Source organism: Paenilisteria portnoyi, assembly GCF_014322795.1.
GTDB lineage: Bacteria > Bacillota > Bacilli > Lactobacillales > Listeriaceae > Listeria_A > Listeria_A portnoyi.
This window is the reverse complement of record NZ_JAASTT010000008.1, coordinates 101,732-126,668: the sequence shown is the minus strand read 5'-3', so window position 1 is coordinate 126,668 and position 24,937 is coordinate 101,732. Positions and strand designations below refer to the sequence as shown.

The 24,937-nt window shown below is 42.7% G+C and carries 24 protein-coding genes and 2 other annotated features; of the genes, 21 read left to right on the top strand and 3 right to left on the bottom strand.

Going from position 1 to position 24,937, the window contains the following annotated elements:
• From HCJ66_RS07535 to HCJ66_RS07505, 7 genes are all read left to right on the top strand, one after another.
• The coding region (locus HCJ66_RS07535) for an immunoglobulin-like domain-containing protein (RefSeq protein WP_187132563.1) at positions 1 to 3,516 on the top strand (3,516 nt) is incomplete at its 5' end.
• Positions 3,517 to 3,766: 250 nt separating this feature from the next.
• Positions 3,767 to 4,012: a hypothetical protein gene (locus tag HCJ66_RS07530; RefSeq protein ID WP_187132562.1), complete on the top strand. Its 246-nt coding sequence runs from the start codon at positions 3,767 to 3,769 to the stop codon at positions 4,010 to 4,012.
• A 124-nt stretch (positions 4,013 to 4,136) separates the two neighbouring features.
• Positions 4,137 to 4,275, top strand: a sequence feature (ribosomal protein L20 leader region).
• 44 nt (positions 4,276 to 4,319) lie between these two features.
• A complete protein-coding gene (infC, locus tag HCJ66_RS07525; protein ID WP_103035007.1) occupies positions 4,320 to 4,835 on the top strand; it encodes a translation initiation factor IF-3 in 516 nt (171 codons plus the stop codon).
• Positions 4,836 to 4,856: 21 nt separating this feature from the next.
• Positions 4,857 to 5,057: a 50S ribosomal protein L35 gene (gene rpmI, locus HCJ66_RS07520; protein ID WP_036064633.1), complete on the top strand. Its 201-nt coding sequence runs from the start codon at positions 4,857 to 4,859 to the stop codon at positions 5,055 to 5,057.
• Positions 5,058 to 5,121: 64 nt separating this feature from the next.
• Complete coding sequence (gene rplT / locus HCJ66_RS07515; RefSeq protein WP_036062116.1) at positions 5,122 to 5,481, top strand: 50S ribosomal protein L20; 360 nt, start codon at positions 5,122 to 5,124, stop codon at positions 5,479 to 5,481.
• Positions 5,482 to 5,614: 133 nt separating this feature from the next.
• Positions 5,615 to 6,694: a M42 family metallopeptidase gene (locus tag HCJ66_RS07510; RefSeq protein ID WP_187132561.1), complete on the top strand. Its 1,080-nt coding sequence runs from the start codon at positions 5,615 to 5,617 to the stop codon at positions 6,692 to 6,694.
• Between the two features lie 43 nt (positions 6,695 to 6,737).
• Complete coding sequence (locus HCJ66_RS07505; RefSeq protein ID WP_187132560.1) at positions 6,738 to 7,721, top strand: NAD-dependent epimerase/dehydratase family protein; 984 nt, start codon at positions 6,738 to 6,740, stop codon at positions 7,719 to 7,721.
• Positions 7,722 to 7,766: 45 nt separating this feature from the next.
• Here the strand turns inward: HCJ66_RS07505 and HCJ66_RS07500 are convergent, their stop codons facing one another.
• Positions 7,767 to 9,113: a sodium-dependent transporter gene (locus HCJ66_RS07500; protein ID WP_187132559.1), complete on the bottom strand. Its 1,347-nt coding sequence runs from the start codon at positions 9,111 to 9,113 to the stop codon at positions 7,767 to 7,769.
• Positions 9,114 to 9,256: 143 nt separating this feature from the next.
• Between HCJ66_RS07500 and HCJ66_RS07495 the strand changes: the two genes are divergently transcribed.
• The 4 genes from HCJ66_RS07495 (at position 9,257) to HCJ66_RS07480 (ending at position 10,750) form a co-directional block, all read left to right on the top strand.
• Positions 9,257 to 10,015, top strand: a complete 759-nt coding sequence (locus HCJ66_RS07495; protein ID WP_187132558.1) for a TrmH family RNA methyltransferase — start codon at positions 9,257 to 9,259, stop codon at positions 10,013 to 10,015.
• Positions 10,016 to 10,096: 81 nt separating this feature from the next.
• Positions 10,097 to 10,363: a hypothetical protein gene (locus HCJ66_RS07490; RefSeq protein WP_187132557.1), complete on the top strand. Its 267-nt coding sequence runs from the start codon at positions 10,097 to 10,099 to the stop codon at positions 10,361 to 10,363.
• The gene (locus HCJ66_RS07485; RefSeq protein ID WP_187132556.1) at positions 10,360 to 10,575 is read left to right on the top strand and encodes a hypothetical protein; all 216 of its coding nucleotides are present in this window, start codon (positions 10,360 to 10,362) and stop codon (positions 10,573 to 10,575) included. Before HCJ66_RS07490 ends, HCJ66_RS07485 begins: the two co-directional genes overlap by 4 nt.
• Positions 10,541 to 10,750: a hypothetical protein gene (locus HCJ66_RS07480; RefSeq protein ID WP_187132555.1), complete on the top strand. Its 210-nt coding sequence runs from the start codon at positions 10,541 to 10,543 to the stop codon at positions 10,748 to 10,750. Before HCJ66_RS07485 ends, HCJ66_RS07480 begins: the two co-directional genes overlap by 35 nt.
• Before the next feature lie 96 nt (positions 10,751 to 10,846).
• Here HCJ66_RS07480 and HCJ66_RS07475 read toward each other — a convergent pair whose 3' ends face one another.
• The gene (locus HCJ66_RS07475) at positions 10,847 to 11,191 is read right to left on the bottom strand and encodes a DUF6054 family protein (RefSeq protein WP_187132554.1); all 345 of its coding nucleotides are present in this window, start codon (positions 11,189 to 11,191) and stop codon (positions 10,847 to 10,849) included.
• 174 nt (positions 11,192 to 11,365) lie between these two features.
• On the opposite strand from HCJ66_RS07475, the gene HCJ66_RS07470 reads away from it, so the two are divergent.
• From HCJ66_RS07470 to HCJ66_RS07440, 7 genes are all read left to right on the top strand, one after another.
• Positions 11,366 to 11,701: a winged helix-turn-helix transcriptional regulator gene (locus HCJ66_RS07470; RefSeq protein WP_181677350.1), complete on the top strand. Its 336-nt coding sequence runs from the start codon at positions 11,366 to 11,368 to the stop codon at positions 11,699 to 11,701.
• A gap of 112 nt (positions 11,702 to 11,813) precedes the next feature.
• Positions 11,814 to 12,047, top strand: a binding site (T-box leader).
• 45 nt (positions 12,048 to 12,092) lie between these two features.
• Positions 12,093 to 13,133: a phenylalanine--tRNA ligase subunit alpha gene (pheS, locus tag HCJ66_RS07465; RefSeq protein WP_187132553.1), complete on the top strand. Its 1,041-nt coding sequence runs from the start codon at positions 12,093 to 12,095 to the stop codon at positions 13,131 to 13,133.
• 14 nt (positions 13,134 to 13,147) lie between these two features.
• Complete coding sequence (gene pheT, locus HCJ66_RS07460; RefSeq protein ID WP_187132552.1) at positions 13,148 to 15,556, top strand: phenylalanine--tRNA ligase subunit beta; 2,409 nt, start codon at positions 13,148 to 13,150, stop codon at positions 15,554 to 15,556.
• A 102-nt stretch (positions 15,557 to 15,658) separates the two neighbouring features.
• Positions 15,659 to 16,105, top strand: a complete 447-nt coding sequence (locus HCJ66_RS07455) for a MarR family winged helix-turn-helix transcriptional regulator (protein ID WP_187132551.1) — start codon at positions 15,659 to 15,661, stop codon at positions 16,103 to 16,105.
• A gap of 19 nt (positions 16,106 to 16,124) precedes the next feature.
• On the top strand, positions 16,125 to 19,343 hold the full coding sequence (locus HCJ66_RS07450; RefSeq protein WP_187132550.1) for an MMPL family transporter: 3,219 nt from the start codon (positions 16,125 to 16,127) through the stop codon (positions 19,341 to 19,343).
• A 118-nt stretch (positions 19,344 to 19,461) separates the two neighbouring features.
• Complete coding sequence (locus HCJ66_RS07445; RefSeq protein WP_187132549.1) at positions 19,462 to 20,436, top strand: HD domain-containing protein; 975 nt, start codon at positions 19,462 to 19,464, stop codon at positions 20,434 to 20,436.
• 32 nt (positions 20,437 to 20,468) lie between these two features.
• Positions 20,469 to 21,143, top strand: a complete 675-nt coding sequence (locus HCJ66_RS07440) for a uracil-DNA glycosylase (protein ID WP_187132548.1) — start codon at positions 20,469 to 20,471, stop codon at positions 21,141 to 21,143.
• Between the two features lie 63 nt (positions 21,144 to 21,206).
• Here HCJ66_RS07440 and rnhC read toward each other — a convergent pair whose 3' ends face one another.
• On the bottom strand, positions 21,207 to 22,133 hold the full coding sequence (gene rnhC / locus HCJ66_RS07435) for a ribonuclease HIII (RefSeq protein ID WP_187132570.1): 927 nt from the start codon (positions 22,131 to 22,133) through the stop codon (positions 21,207 to 21,209).
• Between the two features lie 188 nt (positions 22,134 to 22,321).
• On the opposite strand from rnhC, the gene zapA reads away from it, so the two are divergent.
• The 3 genes from zapA (at position 22,322) to polX (ending at position 24,923) form a co-directional block, all read left to right on the top strand.
• Positions 22,322 to 22,588, top strand: a complete 267-nt coding sequence (gene zapA / locus HCJ66_RS07430; RefSeq protein ID WP_187132547.1) for a cell division protein ZapA — start codon at positions 22,322 to 22,324, stop codon at positions 22,586 to 22,588.
• A gap of 1 nt (position 22,589) precedes the next feature.
• Entirely contained in the window at positions 22,590 to 23,132 is a 543-nt protein-coding gene (locus HCJ66_RS07425; protein ID WP_187132546.1) for a CvpA family protein, read from the top strand.
• 78 nt (positions 23,133 to 23,210) lie between these two features.
• Positions 23,211 to 24,923, top strand: coding sequence for a DNA polymerase/3'-5' exonuclease PolX (gene polX / locus HCJ66_RS07420; RefSeq protein WP_187132545.1), 1,713 nt, complete (start codon positions 23,211 to 23,213; stop codon positions 24,921 to 24,923).
• Positions 24,924 to 24,937: the final 14 nt, after the last annotated feature.

Genomic DNA, 24,937 nt, shown 5'->3' with positions numbered 1-24,937 from the left:
TATGCCAAAGAGGGCGTGACAGCGAGTGATGACAGAGATGGCGACCTTACGAGCGATGTAACAGTCACAGCGAGCGACGTAGATGCATCGAAAGCCGGCACGTACCATGTCACTTTCAGCGTTACAGATGCGGCAGGAAACACAGCAACGAAAACCATCACAGTAACAGTTACAAGTAATGAGAAACCAGTTATCGTAGCAAATAACGTAAGTCTTGCTAAAGGAAGCACATTTGATCCTTATGCGTACGCTACAGCAAGTGATGCGGAAGACGGCGATTTAAGCAGTAAAATCAGCGTTATTAGCAACACGGTAGATACAACAAAAGCAGGTACGTACACGGTGAGTTATTCTGTTACAGATACAGATGGCAACAGCGTGCAAAAAACAATCCAAGTCACCATCACAAGTGATGACAAACCAGTCATTAATGCTGCCAATCAAACGGTAACAGCGGGTGATACATTCAATCCATATACTAACGTTACAGCGACAGATGCCGAAGATGGCGATTTGACAAGTAAAGTAAAAGTGCTTTCTTCCAATGTGAATACGGAAGTACCAGGTACGTATAGCGTTGTCTATTCTGTCACAGATAGCGATAGCAATACCACTACCAAAACGATTACGGTGACAGTGACAGGAGCAGCAGATACAACAAAACCAGTTATTAATGCAAGCAACAAGACGCTCAATGAAGGTGACAGCTTTGATCCAAAAGCAGGTGTGACAGCGACTGATGATATAGATGGTAATCTTACAAGTAAAGTCACTGTGACAGCTAATAATGTAGATACATCGAAAGCTGGTACCTACAATGTAACGTATCGTGTCACAGATACTGCAGGGAACACTGCCATCAAAACGATTACAGTGACTGTCCAAGCATCTACCACACAAGGAACAATTACAGCGAATGCCTTTACCATTGGTCAAGATAGCTATATCACAGGGGACATAACTGGTGGTATAACGAAAATAAATATGATTATTAATGGCAAAACGTATCCAGCTATCCCTGTATCCGGAACAAACTATCAGTACTATGCGAATGGCAAGATTTTATCTGTGAATGACACAGTAACAATGGTAGCCTATGGTGCAAATGGTAAAGAGTTTAGTCGCACCAATGTCGTTGTGAAGAAAGTAGTGGTACCTACAGCAGGAACAATCACAGCCAATGACTTCACGATTGGAAAAGACGGTTATGTCACAGGTAATGTTACAGGAGATGTGGCCAAAGTAGGCTTAATCGTGAACGGAAAAGCACTAAGTATGATTCCAGCAGCAGATGGTAGCTATAGATACTACGCGAATGGCAAAATCCTATCTGTGAATGATACGGTAACCGTGGTTGGCTACGATGCCAAAGGTAAAGAACTCGATCGTGCCAATGTCGTTGTGAAGAAAGTGGTAGTACCAACAACAGGAACAATCACAGCCAATGACTTCACGATTGGAAAAGACGGTTATGTCACAGGTAATGTTACAGGAGATGTGGAAAAAGTAGGCCTAATCGTGAACGGAGAAGAACTAAGTGTGATTCCAGCAGCAGACGGTAGCTATAAATATTATGCGAATGGCAAAATCCTGTCTGTAAACGATACGGTAACCGTGGTTGGCTACGATGCCAAAGGTAAAGAACTTGATCGTACGAATGTCCCTGTGAAGAAAGTGGTAGTACCAACAGCGGGAACAATCACAGTCAATGATTTTACAGTTGATAAAGATGGTTATATCACAGGAAATGTCACAGGAGATGTGGCAAAAGTAGGGTTAATCGTGAATGGGAAAGCGCTAAGTGTGATTCCAGCAGCAGATGGCAACTATAGGTATTATGTAGGAAACAATATTAATTCTGTGAACGATACAGCCACAATGATTGCCTACGATGCCAAGGGTAAAGAACTAGACCGTGCCAACGTATCCATAAAAAAAATGGAAACACCAACAACTGGGACCATCACAGCCAATGACTTTACTGTTGGGGAAGACGGCTATATCACGGGGAATGTCACAGGCGATGTAGCCAAAGTAGGCATGATGGTGAATGGCAAAGAACTAAGTGTGATTCCAGCAGCAGATGGTACCTACAAATACTATGTAGGAAATAACATTCAATCTGTGAACGATACAGTAACAATGATTGCTTATGATGCAAAAGGAAAAGAATTGAACCGAACCACGGTGAGATTACATGCAGATAACGTTGCGGTAGGAACCGTAACGGCGAAAGATTATACCATTGGAAGCAGCTATATCGAAGGCACATACACTGGCGAGGTTTCAAGTATTGGTGTGATTGTCAACGGAAAGGCTACATCGAAGACTACTGCAAAAAATACACCGTACCAATATTATATTGCTAATCAAGTAACTTCTGTGAATGATGACGTTTATGTTGTGATCTATGATGTCAAAGGGCGCGAAATGAACCGTGTGAAAGTAAACATCCAGCAACCAACAGATAACTCGGTAGGAACGATTACAACGAATACATTTACGATTGGTGAAGACAACTATGTGAAGGGTTCTCTTACAGGAGATGTTACACGTGTAAGTATGGTTGTTAATGGGGAAGAATATAGCAAAATCGGCGCGTCTGGATCAACCTACCAATACTATGCAAATGGTAAAATTCTATCCGTAAATGACACCGTAACGATGATTGCATACAACGTCAACGGAAAAGAATTAGATCGCACGAATGTCCAACTTAAAAAAGCAGAGGTTGTGACTACGGGAACAATTACAGCAGATGATTTTAATTTTGGTGGGAAAGATGCTTATATCCATGGAGCAACTACTGGCGATGTCACAACAGTGAAAATGTTAGTGAATGGAGAAGCTGCCTCTCAAAAAGCTGTCAACGAAGATGGTACTTATGACTATTACACAGGTTCAAACATTTCGAGTGCCAATGATGTTGTAGAAATGGTTGGGTATGATGCATCTGGGAAAGAATTAGATCGCACTACTGTGAAACTAATTGCTTCCCAAGGAACGATTACTGTAGAGCCTTTCCAAGTTGGAGGGTCAGATGCTTATATGCACGGAACAGCAACGGGTGCAGTGAAGAAAGTACAGTTAATCGTCAACGGTGTAGCGCAAAACTTAGCGTTCGTCCAAGAAGATGGTACTTTCAAATACTATGCGAAACCGGTGACGTCCACTTCTGATACAGCTGTCATGGTAGCTTTGGATGAGTTTGGTCAGGAATTGGACCGTCAAACAGTAACACTAACTTCAGCAACAGGGTCTGTCACAGCGAACGCTTATACAGTTGGTGGAACAGATCGTTACATTCACGGAACAGCAACAGGGACGGTGAAAAAAGTAGGGCTTGAAGTGAATGGTGTTGTAGGAGCTTCACAAGCCTTGGTACAAGCAGATGGCACATACCAATATTTTGCAGGTAGCCAAGTTACATCTGCGAGCGACAAAGTGAGTATCATTGGTTATGACGCCAATGGTAAGGAAATAGACCGCACAGATGTAGCGCTTATTTCCAATTAAGCAGACGGCAAGATAGATATTTCTATATGAAGAGAGTGGACAAGTTCCAAGGTAAATTGGGCTTGTCTACTCTTTTTGAATGTTACGGAATAAAGGAGGCTAGTTTGATATAGAATTAAATTCGATAAGGTGATAGAATACACTGTGACGAGTTTTTTTACATGCTCACTTATGATGAATGCCTAATAATTGAAGTAAAGAAAGTACAGTGGATATTCATTAAACATCTACTAGCTTAGAAGGAGAGGGAATGTATACTTTAACAGGTAGAAGCGATTATATTGTTGTCGAAAACCAATCAGGCCAACACTTCCAATTAAACGGCGAACTCGTCCGTGGAGGCTTCATCGCAGACCCGACTTCCATCCAAAACTGGCACAAAGCGGACGAAATCACGCCAATTTTCCAGCCTGAAAAAGACGAAATCATGGCGCAAATTATGCAACAAACCATCCACAGCCCATTCAAAATCCTTTTCTCTGAGCCGGGAATTTGAAAAAGTTTCAGAAAGTCCTTGAAAAGCATCCGAAACTTTGATATGATAAGTCTCGTAGTCGAATGAGTAGGTGATTTGACATATGCAGTCTAGCCGTGGTACAATAACTTCTGGTTAATGAATGACAAGAAAGAAGGAGCATCCCGCTTCTCGCCTCGTAAATGTATTTTTGCAGGCAAAGAATTGGAATTATAATTCACGTATGACGTATGTGAATTTTCTGATGTGCGGGTTTGTAATGAAACCGGCGCTTTTTTTATGCGTACTTTCACTTGTTATGAGTAATAATTTATGGAGGTGGCTCACCATTAGCAAAGACATGTTGGTAAACGATGGGATTCGTGCACGTGAATTAAGATTGATTGATCAAGACGGCGAACAGCTTGGTGTAAAAACAAAAGCTGAAGCACTTGAAATTGCGGAGAAAGCCAATTTGGATGTTGTTCTAGTTGCACCGACAGCGAAACCGCCAGTAGCCCGTATTATGGACTATGGTAAATTCCGCTTCGAGCAACAGAAGAAAGACAAAGAAGCTCGCAAGAATCAAAAAATCATCGTAATGAAAGAAGTTCGTTTAAGTCCTACGATTGACGAACACGATTTCGATACGAAACTACGTAACGCGCGCAAGTTCCTTGAAAAAGGCGATAAAGTAAAATGCTCTATCCGCTTTAAAGGGCGTGCGATTACCCATAAAGAAATCGGTCAAAAGGTGCTTGACCGTTTTGCGAAAGAGTGCGAAGACCTTTGTACAATTGAGCAAAGACCAAAAATGGACGGACGTTCAATGTTCTTAGTCCTAGCGCCAATTCAAGAGAAGTAAAGTTCTGAGGAGGAAAAATTCATGCCAAAAATGAAAACTCACCGTGGCTCTGCTAAGCGTTTCAAAAGAACAGGTTCTGGTAAATTAAAACGTTCGCACGGTTACACAAGTCATATGTTCGCAAACAAATCTCAAAAACAAAAACGTAAACTACGTAAAAGTGCGTTAGTTTCAAAAGGTGACTTCAAGCGTATTCGCCAAATGGTCGCTAAAATGAAATAAGCAAGTTTTAATTCGGAAAAACACAGAATCTATTTTTGTGAAAACCCATTAGGAGGTAATTTATATGCCACGCGTAAAAGGCGGAACAGTAACACGCAAACGTCGGAGAAAAGTAATTAAATTAGCGAAGGGCTATTACGGCTCGAAGCATACACTATATAAAGTAGCAAACCAAGCGGTAATGAAATCTTACCAATATGCTTACCGGGATCGTCGTCAAAAGAAACGTGATTTCCGTAAATTATGGATCGCACGTATCAATGCGGCAGCTCGTTTGAATGATCTTTCTTACAGCAAATTCATGCACGGTTTGAAATTAGCCGGCATTGACATGAACCGTAAAATGCTAGCAGATCTTGCTGTACACGATGAAGCAGCTTTCACGCAAATCGCGACACAAGCAAAAGACGCTTTAGCTAAATAATCAATGACATAAGTGGTGGACAGAGAATTTGTTTCTCTATTCACTGCTTATTTTTATGTCTAGAAGTGGTTTTGCCAGAAAAAATCGCGTATACTATAGAAGGAAAAGATGTAATTTCGAGGAGGAACGAAAGATGGATAAACAGTTAGAGATGTTAAAAGAGCTGACCGATGCGAAAGGTATCTCAGGAAATGAGCGTGCGGTGCGCGAAGTATTTAAGAACTACATAGAGCCGCTTGCAGACACATTTGAAACGGACGGCCTTGGCAGTGCGATTGCTACAAAAACCGGAGATGCGAACGGTCCTAAAATCATGATTGCGGGTCACTTAGATGAAGTTGGATTCATGGTGACACAAATCGATGACAAAGGTTTCATCAAATTCCAAACGATTGGTGGCTGGGTCAGTTCTGTGATGCTAGCGCAGCGTGTAACGATTGTGACGCGTTCTGGCGAAGAGGTTACGGGCGTTATCGGTTCGAAGCCACCACATTTGATGAGTGCAGCGGAGCGCCAAAAAGCTTTTGATATTAAAGATATGTTTATCGATGTTGGTGCGGCGGATAAAGAGGAGGTCGTAAGTTGGGGAATTAAGCCCGGCGATATGATCGTTCCTGCGTTCGAATTCACCGTGATGAAAAATGAGAAATATCTCCTTGCGAAAGCGTGGGATAACCGGATTGGACTTGCGATTGCGATTGAAGTATTGCGAAATTTACAAGGTGAAAAGCACCCGAATATTGTCTATGGCGTGGGAACTGTGCAAGAAGAGGTCGGTTTACGTGGTGCTAAAACATCGGCACATCAAGTGATGCCAGATATCGCGTTTGCTGTTGATGTTGGTATTGCAGGCGATACGCCAGGCGTGACGGTGAAAGAAGCAGTCAGCAAAATGGGCGAAGGTCCGCAGATTATTATTTATGATGCGTCGATGATTAGTCATACGCCGTTGCGAAATTTTGTGACAGATGTGGCCGATGAACTAGAGATTCCTTATCAATTCGAGGCGATTGCTGCAGGTGGGACGGATTCTGGCTCGATTCATTTGACTGGTAATGGGATCCCATCGCTGTCGATTACGATTGCGACGCGGTATATTCACTCACATACGTCCATGCTACATCGTGATGACTTCACAAATGCGGTGAAATTGATTACGGAAGTTGTGAAGCGATTAGATGCGGATAAAGTAAAAGAGATTCGTTTAGGTTAAGAAAAAGAGCGCGACTTCAGACGAGCTGGGAGGGTTTACAACAGTGAAATCCGTATTTATTCTAGGCGGAACGGGCTTGATTGGTTACGCCGCAACAAAAGCGTTTCTAGACACGGAGGACTACGAGGTCACGACATTCTCCTTGCCACCAATGCCCGCAGACGGTGTGTTAGATGCGCGCGCAAAGCATCATTTTGGCAATATAAATGACATGTCTGATGCTGAAATTGTGAAATTTTTAAAAGGGCAGGATATTTTTATTTTTGCAGGTGGGGTAAACTCGCATTATATTCCAAAAAAACCAGCGAAAGCGTTTTTCTTTCAGGCGAATGTGGAGCCTGTGCAGCATTTAGCGCAACTTGCGAGGCAGGCTGGGGTATCGCGATTTATTCTCTGTACATCATTCTATAATTATTTTCACGCGCTGTGGCCTGACATGCAGTTGACGGAGCTTCATCCGTATATTTATGCAAGTGTGGAGCAGGAGATGCGTCTAATGGCTGAGAACGGGAATGGCTTGGAAACAGTTGCTCTGCGCCTACCTTATGTTGTGGGATTGGTTCCGGATCGCGTTTCTGCTTGGAAAATGTACGCCAAACGCTTGCAAAAAAGGGAATTTCCGCTATACGTCGATCATCACAACAAAGCGACAGGTGGCTCGTGTTATATGACGGCAAAACAAGTCGGTCAGGCGCTTGTTGGCGCGGCGAACGAGGATGTCGCGCCGAAAAGTTACACACTTGGTTGGCGAAATATCTCAAACGAGTCTTTCTTAATGCAAGCGAAACGTGCTTTACAGTCGGATATCAAAATTAAGACGCTAACATTTCGCGAGTTTCAAGCGGTAGCAAGAAAAGAGGCACATGAGATTGAGCTGACTGGTCGCGAGGCAGGGCTTGAACCAGTGGCCTACACAGAACTATTAACCCGAGCTCTCTACGTGGACCCAATCGAGGCGTTAGATGTGCTAGACTACCATACAGACAATGTAGAAAAAGCGATACAAGAAATTTTCACAAGTTTATAACGCAAAAAACGATGATGCCTGGACTCTGCATCATCGTTTTTGCGTTTATAAAATTCCTAGTTGCTGTAAAAATACAAGGAAAATCGCGATTGGACATACATATTTTAAAATTAATAACCAAGCCGCGAAGAGTTTGAAGCGAAATGCACCGCCTGATGTAATCTCATCTAGTAAGACTTGGCGTGGCATCCGAAATCCGACAAAGATAGCGATCAAGAAAGCGCCAATTGGAAGTAAGATATTCGATGCGAGATAGTCCGCGATACCGAACAAATTTTTCCCAAAAAGGGTGACATCGGCTAGAACGCCAGTACTTAGTGATGTTGGAACGGCGAGTAATGCGACAATCGCAACAACGATGAGGAGTACACGTTTTCTGGCTTCAGGTCGTTTTTCGAGGAATGCTGTGACTGGTACTTCGAATAAGTTGAAGCTAGATGTCAGTGCCGCGAATAGGAATAAAACTAAGAATAATAGTAGGAACACAATGCCGAACGGTACTTGGTTAAAAATTGCCGGTAAGACGATAAATAAGAGTCCTGGTCCTGCTTGTGGCTCAATTCCAAATGAGAATGCAGCAGGGAAAATGGCAAGCCCAGCGAATAAAGACACAAGTAAATTCATCAAAGCGATGGTCAGCGCGCTACTCGGCAAGAATACATCGCGTTTTAAGTAAGACGCATACGTAATCATCCCACCAACACCGACTGCCAGCGAGAAGAAACTTTGTCCAAGCGCTTGCAAAATCCCATCGGACGACAAATCATCGAATTTTGGCTGTAAAAAGTAAGCGACACCATCCATCGCATTCGGCAAAGTCAAAGCGTACACGATCAATATGAGTAAAAATACGAATAAGGCAGGCATCATCCAACGATTTGCGCGCTCAATCCCGGCTGTAATCCCTTTTAGCAATACGAAAAGATTAATCGCAATAAATAGAACCGTCGCTAAAATAACCTGTAGCGGATCATTAGAAGTTGTTATAAAAACCTCTGTCAATGCATCCACAGACAGCCCTTGAAGTGCTCCGGTCGCGGCTTTCCATATGTAAAGTATCGCCCAACCACCAACCACGCAGTAAAAAGCAAGAATGAAGAAGCAAGTAAGAACACCAATGCGCCCGGTCCAATTCCATTTTGTGTTTGGCGCCAATTTTCGATAGGCTGTGATGGTTCCACTCTGCGTATTTCGACCAATAACGAACTCGCCAAGTAAAACGGGCAAGCCGATAAATATCGTAAAAATCGCGAAAATAAGAAAGAAAGCGCCACCGCCAGCATTTGCCGTTACATAAGGCATTTTCCAGAGCGCGCCCAATCCGATGGCAGAGCCCGCAGATGCTAAAATAAATCCTAATTTTGATGACCATTGTTCCCGATTTGTTTGCATAATAGTTTTAATCTCCCCTTTAATGCTTTTCATCTTTAACGTATTATACCAGTTTTGCGTAGTAGATAACAACCTGAAAATAAGCTTTTCACGAATAGTTATGCAATATGCTATAATAGATAGGAATGGGAGCGTGATGAATCGTGGAAATGATCAAATCAACGAAAAACGACCGCGTCAAAAATTGGCGTAAATTGCAGACAAAAAAAGGAAGACAACAAGAGTTTTCTTATCTGGTAGAAGGATTTCATCTGGTGGAAGAGGCGTTACGCCAAGATGGCTTAGTAACGGAGCTAATTGTGGCACCAAATGTGAAGATACCGGAAGAATGGAATATCACGAATATCCCTGTGTTTTATGTGAATAAAGAAGTGGCGACAAGTATCAGCGAAACAATCACCGACCAAGGCATCTTCGCTGTCGTGAAAATGGAAGATCCAGAAATCATGATGTTGTTCGGCAAGAAGTTCTTGTTATTAGATGGTGTACAAGATCCAGGGAATGTGGGGACTTTGATTCGTACAGCAGATGCGGCCGGATATGACGCCGTTGTTCTCGGTCGAGGAAGCGCAGATTTATACAATCCAAAAGTGATTCGATCGACACAAGGAAGCCATTTCCATATTCCAGTTTTGCAAGCTAGTTTGTTAGATTGGATTGAGCGTTTGGAAGAAGAAGGTGTGTCCATTTTTGGGGCTGTTTTAGATGATACGGCGACAAAATTACAGGACGTGGAGCCACGCGAAACATTGGCGTTGATGGTTGGTAATGAGGGGAATGGAATTCAGACAGAACTCCAAACACGACTAACGCACAAAGTGTACATACCGATATACGGTGCTAGCGAGTCGCTGAATGTTGCGGTAGCAGCGGGGATTTTGATGTATGGGTTGAGGAAGTAGAGCGTAATCGAGATTGCGAATTAGGTTTAAATCGTGCTATAATGGGGTTAATAAGAACAGTGTGGAAAGGAGTGATTTGATATGAGCAGATTTGTTTATCCCTATCGGAAATTAGTTATTCAGTATAAGCAAGTGAAATACCTACAAAGAAGTGAATCTCAAAATACGGAGAGATATCATGAGCAAGTGCAGGTTTTGCGCAAGCTATTACTGCATCCTAGTAAATTATTGACTGTAAATAAGCAGGATCGTGATGAAGATTGGCTGAACAAATATATCAATCACTTAAATATGCTTGTTCAGAATGATGTGTTGTATAAGGTTGCGAAAGAAGAGCTGACGGCATGATGATAAATAACCCCAATAGATATTTGGAGACATTGCTTGAAGAAGTTAATAAAGAGATGGTTAAAAATAACGTCCGTGCGGGCGTTATTTTAATAGGTGGCTTATTAGGAAAATACCTTTTACAAGATGAATTTAGAGAAACTTTTGATATCGATATTATGATACGTGACGTGGAAGATGCGAGTAGCTTTAGACAAGTTTTCAATCGATGAAGTTACGGTTGTGGAAATTCCGCCTAAAGAAGAGATAGAATTTGCGGATGTTTTACGTTTTTCTAATTTAAATGTTTATATTCCCACAATGGAATATTTTGCTTTAACAAAGCTGTTTAGCACGCGTGTCAAAGATGAGGAAGGTTTGCAGAAGACTGGAATTTTGAAGCATTGATTCTTACTTACCATTGAATCACTTAGATAGAATGCCTATGATTGATAAATAAGAAAAACAGTACGCACCTAAAAATCAGGGTCGTACTGTTTTCGTCTAGTCTCGCATCTTCACTTCCTTGATAAGCACAGGTTTCAGAGCAGATTTGACGCCGCCTATTATACCTTTTGCGGCACTCCAATCGATGTTAAATAAAGTGCCAGAGCCTCCTGTTGTAATCATGGTGACTTCGGTGACGTGGTTGAAATCATGCACGACGATGAATAGAGCTGTATGATTACCGGGACGCATTGATGTTTGATCGTAGGTTAGCATTCCCTGGTGGAACTCGCCAAATTGGCGTAGCTCTTCAAAGCTAAGCTCGTTCGTTGATTGGGATAATTTAATTAAGTCCATGGTTTCGGCTACGCTACTTTTGACAACATATCTGGATTGAGTCATGATTTACGATCCCTCCAATGACGTTTACTGCGTCAGCTTATCTGATACTTCTATTTTACGCTTAAATGAGGGATTTTTCAATGTATCTATACGCTTATTAATTGTAAGCTGGTGAGTTTAAATGAGTTACTTTCTAGCTTGGAATATGATATAATACTTTTAGAGGTGAGAACAATGAAAGAAGAAACGCATACAATGTGTCCGAAGTTCGAGAATGCCTTTTCGCTACTTGGTAAGCGTTGGACTGGTCTGATTATTAATGTTTTGCTTGATGGACCGAAACGCTTTAAGGAAATTGCAGGCGAGATTACGCAAATGAGTGATCGAGTCCTTGCAGAGCGCTTAAAAGAGTTAGAAGAATCCGGAATCGTCGTGCGCCATGTGTACCCAGAGACACCTGTTCGCATTGAATACGTATTGACTGAAAAAGGTAAAGGTTTGGAGAAAGTGATGGAGCAAGTGCAGAACTGGGCAGAAACTTGGGTGGAACTAGATCCAGTAGAAAAGTAGTGAGATTTGTGGCACATTGGCATTTCAAATAATGTTTATGTGCCACATTTCTTTTTTTACCTTGAAAAACTTAGCAAAACATACTATAATGGAACGTATCAACTAAATATGCTTAAAGACGTTGAAGGAGACAAGTAGCTTTACGGATTCATTTTAGGGAGAGGTTATCTTAGACTGCAAATAGCCTCATGTGATACGTATGTGCGAACATTTCAGCTCTGGAGTCGCTGTCGGGATTTTTTTGGATGAAAGACAGATCGGTGTGAAGCCGTTATTGGAATGAAGTGGATGGCTTTTTGAGCTGTCTATTAGGGTGGTACCGCGTGATTATAACCTCGTCCCTTTGTGGATAAGGTTTTTTATTTTGGCTAAAAATAAGGAGTGAAGTAGCGTGTTAGATCAGTTGGAGCAATTGAAACAAGAGGCTGTGAAGGAAATTGCGGCTGTCGAAAGTTTAGAGACGTTGAACGATTTACGGGTGAAGTATTTAGGTAAAAAAGGACCAATGACGGAAATTATGAAGCAAATGGGAAAATTGTCTGCTGAAGAACGTCCGAAAGTGGGAGCAGTTGCTAATGAAGTTCGCGAGCAGTTGACGAGCGCGATTCAAGAAAAGCAAGCGGAACTAGGCGCGGCCGAAATCAAGAAGCAGCTAGCGAATGAAACGATTGATGTCACGCTTCCTGGAACGACTGTGAAAGAGGGCACGGCGCATTTATTGACGCAGGTCATTGAAGAGATTGAGGACTTGTTTATCGGAATGGGCTACACGATTGCGGAAGGGCCAGAAGTGGAGAAGGATTACTATAATTTCGAGGCGTTGAATTTGCCAAAAGATCACCCAGCGCGCGATATGCAAGACAGTTTCTACATTACAGAAAATACGTTATTGCGCACGCAAACGTCTCCTGTGCAGGCGCGTGTGATGGAGCAACACGATTTTGCGAATGGACCGATTAAAATTATTTGTCCGGGTAAAGTGTACCGTCGTGATAACGATGACGCAACGCATTCCCATCAGTTTACGCAGATTGAGGGCTTGGTTGTGGATGAGAATATTACGTTGGCTGACTTAAAAGGAACGCTGACTGTGCTTGCGAAGAAAATGTTTGGAGAAGAGCGCGATGTTAGATTGCGTCCGAGTTTCTTCCCGTTCACAGAGCCTTCTGTTGAGATGGATATTTCGTGTTTCAAATGTGGCGGTGAAGGTTGTCGCGTATGTAAAGGCACTGGTTGGATTGAAATTCTTGGTTCTGGTATGGTGCATCCGAATGTCCTTGAAATGTCAGGAATCGATTCAAAAAAATATAGCGGTTTTGCCTTTGGAATGGGTCCAGAGCGTGTCGCGATGTTGAAATATGCGGTGGATGATATTCGTCACCTGTACACAAACGATTTGCGGTTTACAAAACAATTTTCGGTGAAAGAATAAGGGGGCGAAGAGGCATGTTAGTATCATATCAATGGGTAAAAGAATATTTTCCAAATCTGGCGGTTTCAGCAGAAGAGCTAGGAGAACGTATTACGCGTGGCGGGATTGAAATAGAAGGCGTGGAACATTTAAACGCTGAAATCTCGAATGTCGTAGTTGGGGAAGTCATCACATGTGAGAAACATCCAAATGCGGATACATTAAATAAATGTACGGTGAATGTTGGCGAAGCGGAGCCGATTCAAATTATTTGTGGCGCGCCAAACGTTGCCGCTGGTCAAAAAGTGATTGTTGCTCGTGTTGGGGCCAAATTACCAGGTGGCATGAAAATTAAGCGTGCAAAATTGCGTGGGGAAGTCTCGGAAGGCATGATTTGCTCATTACAAGAGTTAGGTTTTGAAGGGAAAACGATTCCGAAAGCAGTGGCAGATGGGATTTTTGTATTGCCGGTGGAAGTGGAAGTTGGCGCGGATGCGACGGTGCTACTTGGCTTGGATGATGCGATTTTAGATATGGCCATTACGCCGAACCGAGCGGATGCGCTTAGCATGACGGGTGTTGCGTATGAAGTTGGCGCGATTGTGGATCAAAAACCGGTTTTTGATGCGATTCCGGAAGTAGCTACGAAAGGCGATGTGGCAGACTATGTGCAAGTGAGCGTGCAAGATGCTGACACGACACCATTTTACGGGATGCAAGTGATTAAGGATGTTGTTGTTCGCGAATCGCCGCTTTGGTTACAAACGAAGCTGATGAAAGCTGGGATTCGTCCGCATAACAATGTTGTTGACGTGACGAATTATATTTGTTTGAAATACGGTCAGCCACTACATGCTTTTGACTACGCGCGACTTGGCAGCAAAGAAATTCTTGTTCGTTTGGCTACGGATGGGGAAGAAATCGTAACACTCGACGGAGAAACACGTACGCTTAATACAGGACATGCAGTGATTACGAATGGGACAACTCCGATTGCGATTGCAGGCGTGATGGGTGGCGAAACGTCAGAGGTTATCGAAACAACGACGACGGTTGCCCTTGAAGGTGCCATTTTTAGCAGTAGTTATATTGGACGCGCGTCTCGGGAGCTTAATTTGAGAACCGAGGCGAGTATCCGTTACGATAAAGGTAGCGATGCGTGGAAAGTGGAAAAAACGTTGCAACACGGTGCGGCATTGATTGCTGAACTGGCAGGCGGAACACTTATCGAAGGCTTGGCATCAGTTGATAATCGCACAAAAAATGAGAACGTGATTGAAACAACATTGACACGGATTAATCGTGTTTTAGGAACCGAAATCAGCCCGACAGAAGTACAAGCCATTTTTGCAAAATTACAGTTTGATTTGGCGGTGGAAGGTGATACATTAACAATTACCGTTCCGTCGCGCCGTTGGGATATCCTAATTGAAGCGGATATTTTTGAAGAAGTCGCGCGTATTTATGGCTACGATAAAATTCCATCGACATTGCCGAACAGTGTTTCAGCGGGTCATTTGACAGTGGAACAAGCAGCTAAAAGAACGATTCGTCGCTATTTGGAAGGCGCTGGGCTTAATCAAGCGCTGACGTATTCTTTAACTACCGAACAAGCGGCAACAAAATTAGCACTCTCAGAAGAAAAAGCCGTGTCGCTTTCTATGCCAATGAGTGAGGAGCACAGCCATTTACGGACGAGTATTGTGCCTCAACTTTTAAAAGCAGCGAGCTACAATGTGGCGCGTAAAAATAGCAATGTCGCGCTATACGAATTAGGTACGGTTTTCTATGCGACAGAAGGCGATAATTTACCGCTTGAAACAGAGCATTTAGCTGGACTTATCACAGGAAGCTGGCGGGAAACGGACTGGAAAAAACAAGAGAAGCAAGTCGATTTCTTCTTATTGAAAGGTATGGTCGAGGGTGTCGTTGCGAAACTCGGACTAGAGGAAACTTTGGAATGGGCGCAAACAGAAAAACAAGATTTGCATCCGGGAAGAACCGCATCCATTTCACTAGCCGGCGAGAAAATAGGTTATTTAGCACAAATACATCCATCGCTTGCCGCTGAGCTCGATTTGAAAGAAACGTATGTATTCGAGCTAGATGCTACAAAACTTTTAGCAGCACCGAAAAAAGCAGTGGCGTATCATACGATTCCTAGATTCCCAAGTATGACGCGTGATATTGCTTTGTTGGTAAATAAAGAAGTGAGCCAAGCCGCGCTAGAAAATGAAATCAAAGCACAAGCTGGTAAACTCCTAACGAACATCCAACTTTTCGATATTTTTGAAGGTGAAAAACTGGGGGCAGATAAAAAATCAATGGCCTACACGCTTACTTTCCTCGATCCTGAACGCACATTGACGGACGAAGAAGTGACGAAAGCCAACCAAGCGATTGTTACAGCGCTTGAGACGAAATTTGACGCGGTAATTCGATAATATGTGAAACTGTTCTTTTCCTATCTTGGAAGAGAGCAGTTTTTTTGCACCATTTTATCATTTGCGGTATAGTAAATAAATAGTTTAGGGGGTGAACTTGTTTTGGAGAAAGATAAAGTAAGGCAACTAATCAAAAGCTACGAAGAAACCTACATATTTGCGACAAGGCAACTGCATGATGCGATTGCGGAACAAATCTTAGGAAAGCAGGGTATTTCCTTTGAACAATTTTTGGTATTGCGTTATTTAGCGGAGTATGGTGAGTCTAGTCCGAATGATTTGGCGACAGCGCTTAGCATGCACAAAAGCGCGATTACCGCTAAGATTAACCGACTAGTCGAGAAAGACCTTATTCATCGTATGAAAAATGCAGAAGATAAGCGCGGATTTAGGTTAACGGTAACGAATAATGGGGAAAAGGTATACCAGGCGTGCGAACAAAAACTTGAAGAACTCGTTGCCAGCTGGCTTGAAATATTAGGCGAGGAAGACAGCGAACAATTTTTATCGTTGTATAAAAAAATAACGGAGTCAGTCATCGGAAAATAAAGAGGGGGGATTCGATCAAATGAAATGGATTGTAAAATTTAGATGGCCTATTGTCGCAGCTTGGCTCGTAGTCATGGCCGTACTCATCTTCACGGCACCGAACATGGCTGATTTAGTCCGTGAAAAAGGGGAAATCAAACTCCCAGATGGCTATCCGTCATCACTTGCCACAGAAATGGAGAAAAAACATAATCCTGATAAACAAGGTCAGGCCTACATCGCTGTCTACACATCCGATAAAAAACTCACGAAGACAGATTTAAATAACATCGAAGGCTCACTCAGCGATATTGAAAAAAATAAGAAATCGCTGCATATTACGAGTGTTGTTGACAGTTTTAATCAGCCAGAGCTAAAAGATAAATTCCTATCGAAAGACGGCAAAACGATGGTCGCGACATTCAATGTGGACGCAGGGGACACGCCAGTCAAAGAAATTCGCACCGATATCGACAAAAAAATGGACATTAAAGGCGTGGACACTTATTTAACAGGAAACGCTTTGATTCAAGAAGATGTTGTCCAGAGTTCAGAAGACGGCTTACATAAAACAGAAGGCATCACCATCGTCTTTATTCTAGTCGTATTAGTCTTAGTTTTCCGTTCCGTTGTGGCACCTTTTATCCCACTTTTGACAGTTGGGATCAGCTATTTAACGAGTCAGGCAGTCGTTTCCTTCCTAGTCGATCAATGGAACTTCCCAGTCTCGACGTACACCCAAATATTCATGGTTTGTATCCTATTTGGAATTGGAACAGATTACTGCATCCTACTGATGAGCCGCTTTAAAGAAGAAATCGGAAACGGCTTATCTGGAAAAGAAGCGGTGTTTGCCACGTATCGAACCGCTGGGAAAACCGTTATTTATAGTGGAATCGCGGTACTTGTGGCTTTTGCCTCACTCAGCTTCGTTCAATTCGAACTATACCGCTCGGCAGTTGCTGTTGCAGTCGGAATCGTGGTATTACTCGCCGCGCTGTTCACTATCGTTCCATTTTTCATGGCAACCCTCGGCACGGCACTATTTTGGCCACTCAATAAGAATGTTGGGCATAAAGAAAATAAATTATGGGGCGCAGCAGGCAAGTTCGCGTTCGCCAGACCATTTCTCGCGCTTCTCGTTGTAGCCGCAATCACCGTACCACCAATCATCATGCATACAGGGAATTTATCCTTCAACTCCCTCGACGAAATCAGCGACAAATACCCGTCAAAAAAAGGATTTGACGTTGTTTCTGACAGTTTCGGAGCAGGCCAAGTCGCACCGACAACTGTATATTTGGAAAATGATGATTCCATGAAAACAACGGAATATTTAGCGCTACTCGAACAAATCTCGACAGACTTATCCCACGTGGATGGCGTCGATATGGTTCTAAGCGCCTCAAGACCAACCGGCAAGCGTCTGGATGACATCTATATTAAAGATCAAGCTGGCAAAGTAAGCGACGGTCTAGATACAGCAAGCCAAGGCGTCGGCACGATTCAAAAAGGTTTGTCCGACGCTAGCTCACAAATGGCAAAATCAGAGCCACAGCTAAACGAAGCAGTCAAAAGTGTGGGCGAGCTCCAAGCAGGAACCGTCGCAACAAAAGATGGCGTTGATCAACTGCAAGCGGCGTTAACTCAAATCTCGACAGGTATTAAAGCAGGAGCATCAGGCGCAGGCGATTTAGAAAAAGGGATTCAAGAAGCACGCGTACAACTTGCCAAATTACAAGACGGGCAACAACAAATCCAAGCAGGCTACGTCCAAATCGGAACCGCGTTACAAAAAGTAGCCGATCAAACAGCGAGCTTCCAAAACCCAGCACAACCAGCAATCGATACATCGGCTTTAAATGCCTTATTCAGCAACATGGAAGGCTCTTTAAAAGCATATATCGCAAGCCATCCAGCTGCAATGACCGACCCTGATTTTAAAGCCGTTATGGCTGATTTCGCGAAACTCGGTCAAGCAACGAAAGCGCTAGGCCCGCAAATTCAAGCGAGCATTGACAAAGAAATGGCAAAAGCCAAACAGCAAATGACAGCTCTAAATCAAGGCATCCAAACATTAGCATCAAGTATGGCCGAACTAAACGCTAAAAATGCAGAAATCACCCAAGGACTTGGCGCCTTCGACAGCGGTTTAGGCCAAATTGAAACAGGCTTAGCACAATTAGAAACAGGGTTAAATCAAGCATCAACAGGCGAAGACCAAGTCATAGCAAAAATGCCCGAAATTTCATCCGCGCTAACACAACTTGCCGCTGGACAAGGCCAATTACAAACAGGATTCACCGCGATGTCAGGTCAAATTGGACAATTAACAACAGGTTTGAAACAAAGCGCAGATGGGTTAGGAAAAATCCAAACCGGCTTAACAGACGCCAACGATTTTGTGGGAAATTGGTCCAATGTACCATACGACGAGTCAGGCATCTACATCCCAGAACAATTACTAAGCAATGCCGACTATCAAAAAGTACTCGACCAATACATGTCCTCCGATGGCAAATTAGCTTCCTTGAACTTAGTTTTAACGAAAAATCCATATTCCGATGAAGCAATGGACACTATCGATGGAATAAACGATCAGCTAAAATCAAGTTTACAAGGCACAAAACTTGAAAATGCCAACATCGGAATGGGCGGGATGACAAGCATTAACTACGATACGAGGGATATGTCGAGCGCCGATTACCAATTAGTATTAATTTTCGTGTTAACAGGCGTATTTATTGTCCTAGTCATCGTGTTACGTTCACTCGTGATGCCACTTTATCTTATCGCATCGCTCGTACTAACGTATTTCGCATCTATCGGAATCGCCGAAATCATCTTCGCCAGAATCATTGGCTATGACGGCTTAACATGGGCGACACCGTTCTTCGGATTTGTCGTACTCGTCGCGCTCGGAATCGATTACTCAATCTTCCTGATGACACGATTTAACGAATACCACGGCATGCCAATTCGCGAACGCATGATTTTAACTATGAAGAACATGGGTGGCGTCATCTTCTCCGCCGTGCTTATTCTCGGAGGAACATTCGCCGCGATGATGCCAGCAGGAGTACTATCCCTACTAGAAATCGCCTCTGTTGTGCTCATAGGACTGTTGCTCTACGCATTCGTTGTCCTACCGCTATTCGTCCCAGTCATGGTTCGACTATTCGGCAAAGCAAACTGGTGGCCATTTATTACTAGAAAAAATGATCATCATGAAAACATGGATTCGAAAAATCGTAAATAGGAATGAAGGCTGAACAGTGTAAAAAGCTGTTCGGTTTTTTTGTAGGCTAATGGTTGACATAGACGATAATTTATTATAAAATACGAACATTAGTTCTTGTTGGGTGGGATGTTTCGATATGAATGGAAACGATATTTTGCACGGGGAATATGAATGGCGCAACATCATGCAAGATTTAATAGCAACGCAAGCAATGCAAAGGCTTCAAGGTGTTCATCAAGCTGGGGCCGCATATTTGATTCATGAGAATTGGACCGTGACTCGGTTAGAACATTCTATTGGTGTCATGTTTCTCATCCGGCGATTTGGCGGCAGTCTAGAAGAGCAAATAGCAGGGTTACTACACGACATTTCGCATACGAGTTTTTCCCATGTTATAGATTATCTTGTGGATGATAAAGCAGAAAGTTATCATGACCAAATTTTTTTAGATATGATACAAAACAGTGAAGTTGCCAATATACTAACTGCTGCCAACTATAATTTGTCGTTAGAAGATTTGGGACAGTATTCATTACTAGAACAACCAGCTCCTAATCTTTGTGCTGATCGAATCGATTATTTTCTAAGAGATATGCGGACATATGGATTTATGAGTGAAGAGGAAGTCACTGGTTTTTTTGATGATTTATCTGTTGTGGATGGCCAGTTTGTATTGCAATCAGAAGCTATTGCGATGTGGTATATTCACAAATACGAAGAATATGTTGCTGGAGTTTTGCTTGATCCACAAAATATATATAGTGCTTGGAAAATGACGATGATTTTACGGTACGCTTTAGAATCCGGCTATATAACGCTGAAATTTTTAGAAATAAGCACAGATAAAGTTGTTATGGAGAAATTACGTGGAATTCCAGATAAGAAGCTACAGGATGAGTTAGCGACTTTACATACAGGTGTAGAGGTGGTGCTTGATAAGCAGAATTATGATTTCTATATGAAAGGGAAATCAAGAGTAGTGGATCCACTTGTAAAAACTGCGAAAGGCATTGTTCCAATCTCAACTATAAACGAAGAAGCGAAATCGAGTATTAACATTTTAATGAAAAAATATGAAAACGGTTCATTTATTCGAGTGATACATGTATAATTGTGGTATCAAGAATAACTGGGGGAAACAGCATGATTCCATTAGGAAATGATTGGGATACATTACTAAAAGAAGAATTTACGAAGGATTACTATTTGAAATTACGGGCGTTTCTGAAAGTGGAATATGGGAATCAGAAAGTGTATCCCGATATGTATGATATTTTCAATGCGCTGAAATATACAGCTTATAAAGATGTGAAGGTTGTGATTTTGGGGCAGGATCCTTATCATGGAGCGGGGCAGGCACATGGAATGTCTTTTTCTGTGAAATCAGGTGTCAGAACGCCGCCATCGCTTATTAATATGTACAAAGAATTAGCGGATGATTTGGGATTAGTTATTCCGAATAATGGTTATTTACTTCCGTGGGCGCGGCAAGGTGTGTTATTGTTAAATACTGTTTTGACGGTGCGAGAAGGGAAACCGAATTCCCATGCGAATCAAGGCTGGGAGAAGTTTACGGATACGATTATTTCGCTTCTAGGACAAAAGACGGAACCAGTTGTCTTTTTATTGTGGGGGAATAACGCGAAGTCAAAACAGGTATTGTTGCGAAATCCAAATCACCTGATATTAACTTCGGTACATCCAAGCCCATTATCCGCCAACCGAGGTTTTATGGGCTGTCAACATTTTTCGAAAGCAAATCAGTATTTAACGCAGAATGGTGTCGTACCGATTGATTGGCAAATTCCGAACATCTAAAAACGATAGCTTTACTAGGCAACTTGATATGCGAAGTGAAAATATCGTTTTTGGCTGGCTAAATTAATTTCTTCGCGATAACTTCCGAGCTTTGTCGGTGTTTGCGAAATGCCATTTTGTATAGCGTTGAAGTGTTTCTGCGCCTTTTGTATCGAGAATATCAGCGGCAACTTGATCGACTTTGGAGCTGGCACCTTTGGGGATTTGGAGACCGAGTTCTCGCTCCATCTCGCGGAAGGCTTCGACAAAACGGGATCTAGCAATAATGGAGGCTGCGGCTACAGAAAGATGTAGCCCTTCCGCTTTGGTAGCGAAGAAAACGTCTTCACGGACGACGGATGCTTCTTTTGCAAGGTAGCGGTAATAGGTATTTTTCTCTGCGAATTGGTCGATGAGAATCGCGTCTGGCTTGATAGGTGCTATTTTTTTCAGAACGTTCTCCAGCGCGCGATTATGTAGAATTGCTTTCATTTGACCTTGATTCATGCCGTTTGCTTGTAGCTCGTTGTATTTTGGATTGGGCAGGAGCAATAGGCTGTGCGGGACAACGGGGATGATTTTTTTAGCAATCTCGCAAATTTCTGGATCGGTCATCGCTTTTGAATCCTTCACACCGAGCTGTTTCAAAAGAGGCATCATCGCTTGGTCGACATAGCAAGCCGCGACAATCATTGGCCCAAAATAGTCACCTGTCCCTACTTCATCCGAACCAGCAACGTTTTTTGATGCGAAACCTGGCGGGAGAACGGAAGTGCTTACTTTTGTGGATTTGGCTTTTGGTGTTGTAGCCGTGCCCCATTTGGCGGCTTCGCGTTCGCCGGCTGCGCCTTGAAACATGACTTTGCCAGATTTATAGGCGGTGATGGAGAGACTTGTTTTTTTTACTGCGAAAATTGCACCGGCTGGTATTTTATCGGACATATGAGATAAATAAGCTTTTTGCATGGCTTCGATTTGTTTTGGTGTGGCTTGAATAACGGTGTTTGCGATTGGAATCAACTTCTTTCTTTTAGGTTCATTGCTTTTTATTTTACCATAATTCGCGGGATTGTTTCATACTTAAGACTGAAATCGTTCTGGATTAGAACATTTGCGCTTTTCTTCGTTTGCTTTTCATGATAAGATGGGGTACAAGTAGGATAAATGTGTGCTGAGGATATTAATGAGGAGGAAGACAGATGGCGGATAATACTAGAAATAAGCTGACAACTACAATATATGGAAGAGAATATACGATTGTTGGTGTAGAATCTACCGAACATCTTCGTCTTGTTGCGCGTCTTGTGGATGAAAAAATGCATGAGATTGGTACGCAGAATCGGTCTTTAGATAGTGGTAGGCTTGCTGTGCTGACTGCTGTTAATGCCACACACGATTATCTGAAATTAGAGGAAAAATATCAAGAGCTGGAGAAAGAGTTAGCTCGGATTAAAGGACGCGAATAAATTGATTTTAAATGCTATTATACTTATTTTGTTGATTGGCGGATTCGTCAATGGCTATCGTAACGGTGTTTTGCGCCAGTTAATTATCACGATTGGTTATCTATTAAGCTTCTTCGTGGCGTACAAATATTACGAAGACTTGGCCCCACATATTACGTTCGTTCCATATCCAGAATTGGATAAGTCAAACGATTTGTATGCGCTGCTCGATGCGCTTCATACAGAGAATGCGTATTATAATAGTATTGCTTTTCTGATGATTTTTCTAGTTGCGATTATCGTTGTACACATGATTGCTTCTTTGTTTAAAGGAGTCACCAAAGTACCTGTTTTACGTCAAGTGAATGGCTTGATTGGTGCTGTATTAGGTGTTTTACAAACGTATTTAGTTATTTTCTTGATTCTGTACATTGGTGCGATTTTTCCAGCAGAGTGGGCGCAAAATGCGATTACTGGTTCGTCAGTCGCTACGTGGATTCTAGAAAATACACCGCTATTATCTGAATCATTCTATAAGTGGATGACGGGAATGTTACCTAAATAGTTTCTATGGATGTCAGCGAAAAGCTGGGGCTGCTCAGTTCCAGCTTTTCTGCTTGTTTTTAGAGGGGATTGATGGAAAATGAATAAAAAGAAAATTATTAATTTATTAGAGACAATCGCGTTATATATGGAGTTAAAAGGTGAAAATCCTTTCAAAATATCGGCATTTCGTAAAGCAGCAATCGCATTGGAGCAAGATGAACGCAGTCTTTCTGAAATCGAGGACTTTACAAAGATTAGTGGAATTGGTAAGTCAACAGCCGTTATCATTCAAAATTATCTCGAAACTGGCGAGTCGGAGGAGTTAGAGTCGCTAAAAAAAGAGGTTCCAGAAGGCTTGGTACCACTTTTGAAAGTGCCGGGGCTTGGTGGGAAGAAGTTATCTCGCTTGTATCAGGAGCTTGGTGTTATAGATCGGGACTCGCTCCTCGCTAAAGCGGAGGATGGTAGTATTTCTGCGCTAAAAGGCTTTGGACAGAAATCTGTTGATAAGATGGTGGAGGCTGTTCAGGAAATGGGAGAGCGCCCGGATCGTTACCCGATAAATGATGTGTTACCGATTGCCAAAAGTCTGGAAAATTACTTGGCTGGAATCCCTGAAATTGTACGATTTTCGCATGCGGGAAGTTTCAGAAGGTTGCGGGAAACGGTGAAGGATTTGGATTTTGTCATTGCAACGGATCAACCCGATGCGGTAGCTAAGCAACTTTTAGCGATTGAGACGATTGACCAAGTGATTGCGGCTGGGGACACGAAGGTTTCAGTGGAGTTGGATGAGGCTATCAAAATTTCTGTGGATTTTCGCATGGTCGCGCCAGCTGAATTTGTCAGTACGTTACACCATTTTACGGGTTCGAAAAATCATAATATCCGGATGCGTCAAATTGCCAAGCAGCAGGATGAGAAAATCAATGAGTATGGCGTGGAAGACAAAGCTGGGAATGTGAAGCAGTTTGATACAGAGGAAGCGTTCTTTGCCCATTTCGATATGCCGTTCTTGCCGCCTGAGGTGAGGCGTGATGGTACGGAAATCGACCGAATTAAAGCGGATACTGCGTTCGTGCAAATAGCGGATATAAAAGGGGACTTGCATATACACACGACTTGGTCTGATGGCGCGTATTCACCGACTGAAATGATTGAAGCGTGTATTGCGAAAGGTTACGAATACATGGTAATAACGGATCACGGGCAGTTTTTGAAAGTGGCAAATGGTCTTACGGAGGAACGGATTCGGAAGCAGCAAGCGGAAATTAGGACGTACAATGAGCAGTACTCGGAAATCGAGATTTTATCGGGGATTGAGATGGATATTTTGCCGGATGGATCGCTCGATTTTGACGATGATTTGCTGAAGGATTTGGATTTTGTGATTGCTTCGATTCATTCTAGTTTTTCACAATCAGAGGAAGAGATTATGAATCGCCTGCGAGTGGCTTGTGAAAATCCGTATGTGCATTTGATTGCGCATCCGACGGGGCGTGTGATTGGACGTCGTGATGGATATCGTGTGAATGTGGAGGAATTGATTGAACTGGCTGCGAAGACTGGCACGGCGCTTGAGCTCAATGCGAATCCGCAGCGGCTGGATTTGACTGCGAAATATTTGGAGCTTGCCGCGGAACAGAACGTGCCTATTGCGATTAACACCGATGCACATGATACGAAACATCTTGATTTTATGGAGATCGGTGTTCGAGCGGCGACGAAGGGTTGGCTGAGTAAAGAAAATGTACTGAATACGATGGGAAAAAAGGATTTTCTCGCATTTATTAAAAATAATCGTCCGTAATAGAAGGACGCTAA

Bases quoted from the DNA above. Each gene is read 5' to 3' on its own strand.
- HCJ66_RS07530 (WP_187132562.1), top strand. From the start codon at position 3,767: ATGTATACTTTAACAGGTAGAAGCGATTATATTGTTGTCGAAAACCAA.
- rpmI (WP_036064633.1), top strand. From the start codon at position 4,857: ATGCCAAAAATGAAAACTCACCGTGGCTCTGCTAAGCGTTTCAAAAGA.
- rplT (WP_036062116.1), top strand. From the start codon at position 5,122: ATGCCACGCGTAAAAGGCGGAACAGTAACACGCAAACGTCGGAGAAAA.
- HCJ66_RS07510 (WP_187132561.1), top strand. From the start codon at position 5,615: ATGGATAAACAGTTAGAGATGTTAAAAGAGCTGACCGATGCGAAAGGT.
- HCJ66_RS07500 (WP_187132559.1), bottom strand. From the start codon at position 9,113: ATGCAAACAAATCGGGAACAATGGTCATCAAAATTAGGATTTATTTTA.
- HCJ66_RS07490 (WP_187132557.1), top strand. From the start codon at position 10,097: ATGAGCAGATTTGTTTATCCCTATCGGAAATTAGTTATTCAGTATAAG.
- HCJ66_RS07485 (WP_187132556.1), top strand. From the start codon at position 10,360: ATGATGATAAATAACCCCAATAGATATTTGGAGACATTGCTTGAAGAA.
- HCJ66_RS07480 (WP_187132555.1), top strand. From the start codon at position 10,541: ATGCGAGTAGCTTTAGACAAGTTTTCAATCGATGAAGTTACGGTTGTG.
- HCJ66_RS07475 (WP_187132554.1), bottom strand. From the start codon at position 11,191: ATGACTCAATCCAGATATGTTGTCAAAAGTAGCGTAGCCGAAACCATG.
- HCJ66_RS07470 (WP_181677350.1), top strand. From the start codon at position 11,366: ATGAAAGAAGAAACGCATACAATGTGTCCGAAGTTCGAGAATGCCTTT.
- pheT (WP_187132552.1), top strand. From the start codon at position 13,148: ATGTTAGTATCATATCAATGGGTAAAAGAATATTTTCCAAATCTGGCG.
- HCJ66_RS07450 (WP_187132550.1), top strand. From the start codon at position 16,125: ATGAAATGGATTGTAAAATTTAGATGGCCTATTGTCGCAGCTTGGCTC.
- HCJ66_RS07445 (WP_187132549.1), top strand. From the start codon at position 19,462: ATGAATGGAAACGATATTTTGCACGGGGAATATGAATGGCGCAACATC.
- HCJ66_RS07440 (WP_187132548.1), top strand. From the start codon at position 20,469: ATGATTCCATTAGGAAATGATTGGGATACATTACTAAAAGAAGAATTT.
- zapA (WP_187132547.1), top strand. From the start codon at position 22,322: ATGGCGGATAATACTAGAAATAAGCTGACAACTACAATATATGGAAGA.
- polX (WP_187132545.1), top strand. From the start codon at position 23,211: ATGAATAAAAAGAAAATTATTAATTTATTAGAGACAATCGCGTTATAT.